We start from the raw sequence: 8469 nt of genomic DNA on the forward strand, positions 1-8469 counted from the left end.
TGATGCTAAAATTAAGAGCTGTCTGATTAATATTGTGAAAGAGTCTCTTAACAATGTTATTAAGCACTCCAATGCTACACATGTATCAATTAAATTATTAGAGCATCCTGCTATGTATCAGTTAATTGTTGCTGATAACGGGACACTTACTTCCACTGCTAAATGGTATCTATCACAAAATAAAGTAGGCGATGGAATGGGACTTCAAAGTATGGCTGATCGCATCAAATCATTTCAAGGTAATTTTAATATTATTACGGATAAAGGATTTGAGATTTTTATAACTATTCCAAAAAAGGGAGGACTATAATATGAATATTCTAGTAATTGATGATGATAATTTAGTATGTTCATCACTAAAGATTATCTTATCTGCTGACCCTGATATAACTGTTATTGGGACTGATAACAGTGGGACGGCTGCAATAGAATTATACGAGGAATTAAATCCTGATGTTGTCCTTATGGACATTCGTATGGAAGGAATGACTGGCCTAGAAGCGGGTGAAATCATACTAAAGAAGCACCCAGATGCTAAGATTTTATATTTGACTACGTTTTTAGATGATGACTATATTATCAAAGCACTTAACATTGGGGCGAAAGGTTATATGCTTAAACAAAACTATGAAAGTATTGTCCCTTCTATTAAAGCCGTTGAGATGGGACAAAACGTATATGGTAGTGAGATTATTACGAAATTACCGAATCTTATGAATCAAACCTCTTCTACGAAAATCTATGAAGATTTTGGTGTTACAGACAAAGAATATGAATTGATTACTCAAATTGCAGAAGGTTATTCAAACAAAGAAATCTCTGAGACACTATTCCTAAGTGAAGGTACTGTACGTAATTACATAAGCCTAATATTAGAGAAATTAAACTTGCGTGACCGTACACAAATTGCAATTTTTTATTACAAGAACAAACAGTAATTATATATTATAGGGTGGGTCTGAACATTGCTTGCACTGAGCTGTGCTCTCCATTCGATACTCTAAAGACTCAAAAGGACGCAAGGGAAATTCATTCCTCTTGAGTCCTTTTGTTGTATGCCAAACATGGCACTACTCTCTTATATTTAATTCTATATGTACTACTTTTTATTCTTACTTGTATGATGAAAATGCAGCTAATAATGCATCTCTCATTTCTGCGGTATCATCTGTACTTGTAACAGTTAATGCCATCATTCTGTTTCCAATTTTTCTAAGATAGATCTGTTGAGATAGCTCCTGACCACTATATGTTCCATAGCAATCAAGTACGGAATATTTTTCACCTGCTAATTCTACATCTTTTCTTACATCTCCAAATGTATATGCAATTCCCGATGCTTCCAATTGTGTTTTTGTTATTTCCATATATTCGTCAACTGAAACTTTATTATCATAAAGATTTTCAACAGCAACATTTACATTCGGACTTCCTTTTGTTGTTTCTGTACACATCATCTCATATACCGTTGATGCTTTGGCATAATCAAGTTGTGTTTGGCTAGCATCTTCATACATTATTTCAGTAGAATATTGTGCTAACTCATCCATATAGTCTTGTGTAAGCATTGTATATCCTTCTGGTACAGTGAATTTAAGATTTAAAAATTCACTTTCAAAAGAAGTTTCTGTAAGTGTTCCCTTTTGGTACTCTATTTCTGTTTCTTTTTCTTTCTTACCACACCCTGCAAATGCAGAAATGATTATAAGCATCATAGCGATAATACTTATCTTTGTTTTTAAGTTTTTCATAATATAATCCCATCCTTTTTTTATTTTCCTGTCTTTAACCGACATGTCTAATATTGTAATATTTCATTTCTTCCTAGTCAATACTACTTTTTTCCTATTTTTAAATTATCATTATTTATCAAAAGGACTTGAGATAACCATTCGTTCTCCCAAGTCCTTCCTTTCTAACTTTGTTCTAATAACCCTGTATACAATTGATAATATGTGCCTCTCTTCTCAAGCAATCGGTCATGATTTCCACGTTCAATAATGTTACCTTTATCAAGTACAAGGATTACATCGGAATTCTTAATCGTAGATAATCTATGAGCGATAACAAATACGGTTCTGCCATTCATCAAACGATCCATGCCTTCCTGCACAATCTTCTCGGTTCTTGTATCAATACTTGATGTTGCTTCATCTAAAATTAATACTGGAGGATTTGCGATTGCAGCTCTAGCAATGGCTAATAATTGTCTTTGTCCTTGTGATAGATTACTTCCATCTCCTGTTAATACGGTGTTATATCCTTCTGGCAAATGCTTAATAAAATGATGTGCATTCGCTAACTTCGCTGCTTCTAATACTTCCTCATCCGATGCATCTAAACGGCCATAACGAATGTTTTCCATTACTGTACCAGTGAATAGGTGGGTATCTTGTAATACGATTCCAAGAGAACGACGAAGGTCTGCTTTCTTGATTTTATTGATGTTAATGCCATCATAGCGAATCTTACCATCTTGAATATCGTAGAAACGGTTGATTAAGTTTGTTATGGTTGTTTTTCCTGCTCCTGTTGCTCCAACAAAGGCAATCTTTTCTCCTGGCTTTGCATCAATAACGATATCATGAAGAATAATCTTATCATCGTTATATCCAAAATCAACATGGTCAAATACAACATCACCCTCCATCTTTTGGTATGTGATTGTATTATCTGCTTTGTGATAATGTTTCCATGCCCAAGTTCCTGTTCTTTTCTCAACCTCTTTAATTTCTCCAGAATCGGAAATAGATGCATTTACAAGTTCTACATACCCATCATCTACCTCTGGTTTCTCATCTAATAATTCGAATACTCGCTTCGCTCCTGCAAGTGCCATAACAATGGAGTTAAGCTGTTGTGACACTTGTGAAATCGGCATAAAGAAAGAACGGTTGAACTGTAAGAATGATGCCAAGCCTCCTAATGTAAATGCACCTACCTCATAGATTGCAAGTAACGCACCTACAATTGCAGTTAGTACATAACTGATATGACCTAGATTACCTGTAATTGGCATAAGTATGTTTGCATATTTATTTGCATTGTTTGCACTTTCGTATAGTTCTTCACTTATCTCTACAAATTGATTTATATTTTCTTCTTCATGACAAAATACTTTAACAACTTTCTGTCCTTCCATCATCTCTTCGATAAAGCCATTTACTTTACCAAGATTTCTCTGTTGGTCTGCAAAATATCTTCCAGAGTTTGATGCAATATTTTTTGTTACAATAAGCATAATAATAACCATCACAATCGCAACCAACGTCAATGGAATATTTAGAATTAACATCGAGATAAATACACTCACAATTGTGATTCCTGATGATAATAACTGGGGAATACTTTGGCTTATCATCTGACGCAATGTATCTGTATCATTTGTATAGATACTCATAATGTCCCCGTGTGCATGTGTATCAAAATATTTGATTGGTAACGTCTGCATATGTTTAAATAAATCATTACGAATATTTCTCATTGTTCCTTGTGTTACGAAAACCATAATTCTTGAATATGCCCATGTTGAGAATACACCTAGTAAATACACACATGCCATCTTACATAGCACCTGAAGCAATGATGTGAAATCCGGATTTTGTTGTCCTAAGAATGGTATGATATAAACATCAATTAAACTCTTTAGAAACATCGTTCCAATAACGCTTGTTAAGGAGCTAATCATAATGCAAACTAAAACAGCCACACATGCCAGTTTGTATTCCTTGAATATATATGCTAATAAACGTTTAATAATTTTTCCTGGGTTTTCAAGCTTTGGTTTCGCTCCCATTGCCATTTTCTGTCCATTATTTGCTGCCATCTTGATCTGCTCCTTTCATTTGGGATTCATACACATCACGATAGATATGACTACTTTCGAGAAGTTGTTCATGTGTTCCTAAAGCAGATACTTCACCTTCATCTAATACAACTATTAAATCTGCCTCCTGAACGGAAGTAATTCTCTGCGCAATAATAATCTTTGTTGTATTCGGAATTTCTTCTTTAAATGCTTTACGTATCAACGTATCGGTTCTTGTATCTACTGCACTTGTGGAGTCATCTAATATTAAGATTTTCGGATTTTTAAGTAATGCTCTTGCAATACATAATCTTTGTTTTTGTCCACCGGATACATTGCTGCCACCTTGTTCAATGTATGTATCATATCCCTCCGGAAATTGACTAATGAATTCATCTGCTTGTGCTAATTTACATGCATGAATCATTTGTTCATCAGTGGCATTTTTATTTCCCCATCTAAGATTATCCTTAATTGTTCCTGAGAATAATACATTCTTTTGAAGAACCATTGCAACTTCATCTCGAAGCGCTTCCATGTCATAATCTCTAACATCTACTCCACCAACTAACAGTTCGCCTGAAGACACATCATAGAGTCTTGGTATCAACTGAACAAGTGATGATTTTGCACTACCTGTTCCACCAATAATACCAATGGTTTGACCAGATTGTATCTTGAAATTAACATTTCTTAATACATTCGTGTCATCTTCTTTTTCTGCTCCATGGTTCTTATAAGAAAATGATACATTCTTAAATGTAATAGAACCGTCTTTTACTGTATTTATTGTTTTCTCTTTATTTGTTATATCTGATTTTTCGTTAATTACTTCTGCAATACGATCACCAGAAGCTTTTGACATTGTAATCATAACAAACATCATAGAAATCATCATCAAACTCATTAAGATATTCGTTACATAACTAAATAAGCTCATCAATTGCCCTGTTGTTAACGAACCACCTACAATCATCTTTGCTCCAAGCCAAGATAGTAGCAGAATGCAACCATACATCGCCAATTGCATAGCAGGTGAATTATAGGTTAATAACTTTTCTGCTTTTACAAACATAGTATAAACATTCGTACAGGCTTTTTGGAACTTGCTAATTTCATAATCTTCTCGTACATATGCTTTTACTACACGAGCTGCATTGATATTTTCTTGAACACTAGCATTTAAATCGTCGTACTTTTGAAACACCTTTTGAAATATTGGGAATGCATTCTTTACAATAATAAATAGTATTATTCCAAGGAACGTGATTGCTCCTAAGAAGATAAGTGCTAATCTTGAATTGATTACAAACGCCATAACCATTGCAAATATTAACATAAATGGTGCTCTGGCACACATTCTTATAACCATCTGGTATGCATTTTGCACATTTGTTACATCTGTAGTCAGACGAGTTACCAGACCTGCTGTAGAATATTTATCAATATTAGCAAATGAATAGTTTTGAATATTTCCAAACATCGCATTTCTTATATTCTTTGCAAATCCAGTACTCGCATTCGCTGCTGCCCTACCAGATAATACACCAAATGATAGTGATAGCATAGCTACTACAATCATACAAATTCCCATAATACATACATGGCGTATATTTCCCTTCTCAACGCCATTATCAATTATGGAAGCCATCATAATAGGAATAATGATTTCCATTATAACTTCTAAAATAATAAATACTGGAGCCAATAGAGAATCTCGCTTATACTCTTTGACTTCAGCTAATAATGTCTTTAACATACATTTCCTCCTTTTGTCATAACTTTGTTAGCTTCCTATCTGTAAGCTCCCTAACAATATTTTGCATAAAAAAAATGGACTTACTTCTGCTCAAGCATCCTTTTAAGTTTGCCTGTAATCTGAAAAAACACATCTTGCTCTTCCTTTGTTAGGCAGTCCATAAGACCTTGTTCAAATTCGTCAATATTTGTTCGAATCGCTTTATGCAAATCAATTGCTTTTTGGGTAAGTACTAGCTTTTTTAGTCTGGCATCATATTCTACTGAAACACGTTTCATATAGCCATTCTTTTCCATTAACTGTAGCATTCCCGTTGCCGTTGAACGCCGAATTTTAAACTCTCTCTCGATATCCTTTTGAAAAACATCATGATTCTTGCCTTTATCATATACATATCCAATAATCCACCCATGCATCTTAGTGCAATCATGGCCCGGAATTTCAGCAATTTTTGCATCAATACTTCTCATTATCAGATTCGAAACAGATTTTATCTCAAAACCGATTGACTGTGCTTGCTGCAAGAAATCTCCTCCTTTTTTATCGAAATTAATTGTTAGTTCCCTAACATAATAAACGAGATTTTCTCTTTTGTCAAGAGCAAACCTCATTTATATTCTAGTCAATCAAGGCCTTAATACCTTGCAATAACTTGTTCCGATGTAACAGCTACTATATGATTTTCTACTTTATCGTATAATTCATTTAGGTAAAATCCATTATTTAGATTTAATGTTTCACAATCTAAAGCGTATACCTTAACCGTATATTTATGATCCTTATCTGGCGGAGTTGGCCCTGTATAATGGCAAGTAATTTTTGTGTCCGTTTCGCCAACAAAATTTGATGAAAAACTATTTTTTCCCTGTATAATACCAAGTGTATTATTAACACTTACATTCTCTGGAAGGTTTGATATATTCGCAGGTATATCACATGCAATCCAATGAATCCACGGAAAACCACAAACAGGTACAGCATCATAATCAATTACTGTAAGCGCAAAAGATTTTGTTCCATTCGGAACTTCCTCGAAATTAATAGGAAACGAAACGATTGGATTCCCTTTGAATTTATATGGTTCTTCTGCATATTTTGAATATCTCTGTGGTAGGTATCCATTTTCTGTTTTAATTTTAATTTTCATAGTTGACACTCCTCGTCTTTTCTTGAATACCATTGTATTACATTCAGCGACAACTTAAAATTTAAAATTACTTAACATATCATTTAGAAAAAAGAAACAATCTATTTTCCCCAAAATAATCAGAACGTGAAAAAGCCAAGACTCTATGTTATACTTAATTAACACTAGGGAGGATTCAATATGAATTTAGAATGGTATTATACATTTTTAGTTGTCGCCAAATATCAGAATTATAGAAAAGCGGCTGAGGAATTATTTATTACACAAACATCGGTTTATAATCATATTAAAAATCTTGAATCTTTACTGGGAGTGGCTTTGGTTGAACAATCTGGAAGAAATATTGTTTTAACAGATACAGGGCGTTACTTTTGTCCTATTGCTCAAAAAACCATAGAAGTTTATGAACAAGGAATTTATGATATGAAAAACATGAAATCAAATTATAAAACAACACTGAAAATTGTTGTTACTACCTACATAGATAATTACTTGCTTCCTAGATTTTTACCACTATTCTTTGAAAAAGAGCCAGCTATAAATATATCCACTACTATATTAGAAGATTCTATTCCACAAGCAATAGCCGAGGGGCAATACGATATTGGAATCGATCGAAAGATACCTAATACGAAAAAAATACACTTCAAAAATATATGTGAAGGAAAAATTCAATTAACCGTACCAGATATTCCTGAGAATCGTATCTTATCAAGTGAAAAAGAATATTTTGAAAAGTATAGAATTTTATCAGATAACCATCCCACATATTGGGAGGAATTAAAAGAATCAATTTCTAAGATATCTCCAGATTCAAATTTTGTTAGTATATCATCCGTCCGCTCCACAGCAGATTTGATTAAAGCCAATCAAGGCATCTCCTATTTACCTGTCTATATTATGGAAGGTTTGAAACAATCAAAGATGAAGTTAGTTGAACCGAAAGATATACTACCACCTATTTCTTATACCTATTTAATCTGGAAAAAGGATTTACCCGCGATTCATACTTTTAATACTTTATTTGAAGATTTTATTGCTAAAGAACGCGAAAAGATAAATTGAGCAACCAATACACAGAATCATTTTTATGTGCTGCTCCATGTCAGAAAATTGTGGTGCAGTTTTTAGCAAGGAGGAGAAAAATTGCTTGAATTAAAGATTTTTAACCCAAATATGCAACAGGATATTGAGCGCTTCTATGAAAAATGCCTTACTCATTTAGGCTGGGGTTACGATCCCACTGGAAGACATATCGATATCTCTAACGTACAGAAAGCATACATGGAACATGGCTGTATGTGGTGCCTTTGTGAAGATAATTTCATAATTGGGACGGTTGCTGTCAAGAATATCAGCATTGATGATGCAAAAGAAAAGATTGCAGAATTAAAGAGAATGTTTGTATTAGCAGAATATCAAGGCAAAGGTTATGGACGTTTGTTGCTTGAAACCGCAATTCATTATTCATGCGAAAATGGATTTGATAAACTACTCCTCGATACAAGACTAGAACTCCATGCTGCAGTTCACTTATATCATAAATACGGGTTTGTTGGAATCCCTTCCTATAATGATAATGCGAAAGCGGAACTATATATGGAGTTACCATTACATTAATCGCATTCCTTGGCTTTAGATTCTCCAACCGAAAATCTTCATATGGCTCATTTACATTTTAGAAAACAGTGTATCGTAACTGCATTCTCTGACAAAACGCAGTCACGATACACCTTGTTGACGTTAAACATCCGC

Annotated in this window: 9 protein-coding genes; 4 read left to right on the top strand and 5 right to left on the bottom strand. The window is 33.8% G+C overall.

Annotated features, from left to right (window positions below; translation table 11 throughout):
• Window positions 1–310 (top strand): sensor histidine kinase (locus RMR19_RS09020; RefSeq protein ID WP_331654688.1); only part of this gene is annotated, 310 nt, incomplete at its 5' end.
• Window position 311: 1 nt separating this feature from the next.
• Entirely contained in the window at window positions 312–938 is a 627-nt protein-coding gene (locus RMR19_RS09025) for a response regulator transcription factor (RefSeq protein WP_310603164.1), read from the top strand.
• A 174-nt stretch (window positions 939–1112) separates the two neighbouring features.
• On the opposite strand, the gene RMR19_RS09030 is transcribed toward RMR19_RS09025, so the two are convergent.
• The 5 genes from RMR19_RS09030 to RMR19_RS09050 form a co-directional block, all read right to left on the bottom strand.
• Window positions 1113–1751, bottom strand: coding sequence for a hypothetical protein (locus tag RMR19_RS09030; protein ID WP_310603165.1), 639 nt, complete (start codon window positions 1749–1751; stop codon window positions 1113–1115).
• A 164-nt stretch (window positions 1752–1915) separates the two neighbouring features.
• A complete protein-coding gene (locus tag RMR19_RS09035) occupies window positions 1916–3826 on the bottom strand; it encodes an ABC transporter ATP-binding protein (RefSeq protein WP_331654689.1) in 1911 nt (636 codons plus the stop codon).
• Complete coding sequence (locus RMR19_RS09040; RefSeq protein ID WP_310603166.1) at window positions 3813–5567, bottom strand: ABC transporter ATP-binding protein; 1755 nt, start codon at window positions 5565–5567, stop codon at window positions 3813–3815. The genes RMR19_RS09035 and RMR19_RS09040 overlap by 14 nt, the downstream gene beginning before the upstream one ends.
• Window positions 5568–5647: 80 nt before the next feature.
• Window positions 5648–6091 carry a MarR family winged helix-turn-helix transcriptional regulator gene (locus RMR19_RS09045; protein ID WP_310603167.1) on the bottom strand — a complete coding sequence of 148 codons (444 nt, stop codon included), beginning with the start codon at window positions 6089–6091 and terminating at the stop codon, window positions 5648–5650.
• Between the two features lie 110 nt (window positions 6092–6201).
• Window positions 6202–6714 carry a YbhB/YbcL family Raf kinase inhibitor-like protein gene (locus tag RMR19_RS09050; RefSeq protein WP_310603168.1) on the bottom strand — a complete coding sequence of 171 codons (513 nt, stop codon included), beginning with the start codon at window positions 6712–6714 and terminating at the stop codon, window positions 6202–6204.
• A gap of 180 nt (window positions 6715–6894) precedes the next feature.
• Between RMR19_RS09050 and RMR19_RS09055 the strand changes: the two genes are divergently transcribed.
• A complete protein-coding gene (locus RMR19_RS09055; RefSeq protein WP_310603169.1) occupies window positions 6895–7779 on the top strand; it encodes a LysR family transcriptional regulator in 885 nt (294 codons plus the stop codon).
• Window positions 7780–7860: 81 nt separating this feature from the next.
• Window positions 7861–8334, top strand: a complete 474-nt coding sequence (locus RMR19_RS09060; RefSeq protein ID WP_310603170.1) for a GNAT family N-acetyltransferase — start codon at window positions 7861–7863, stop codon at window positions 8332–8334.
• Window positions 8335–8469: the final 135 nt, after the last annotated feature.

The organism is Anaerosporobacter sp. (genome assembly GCF_031551385.1).
Lineage (GTDB): Bacteria > Bacillota > Clostridia > Lachnospirales > Lachnospiraceae > Anaerosporobacter.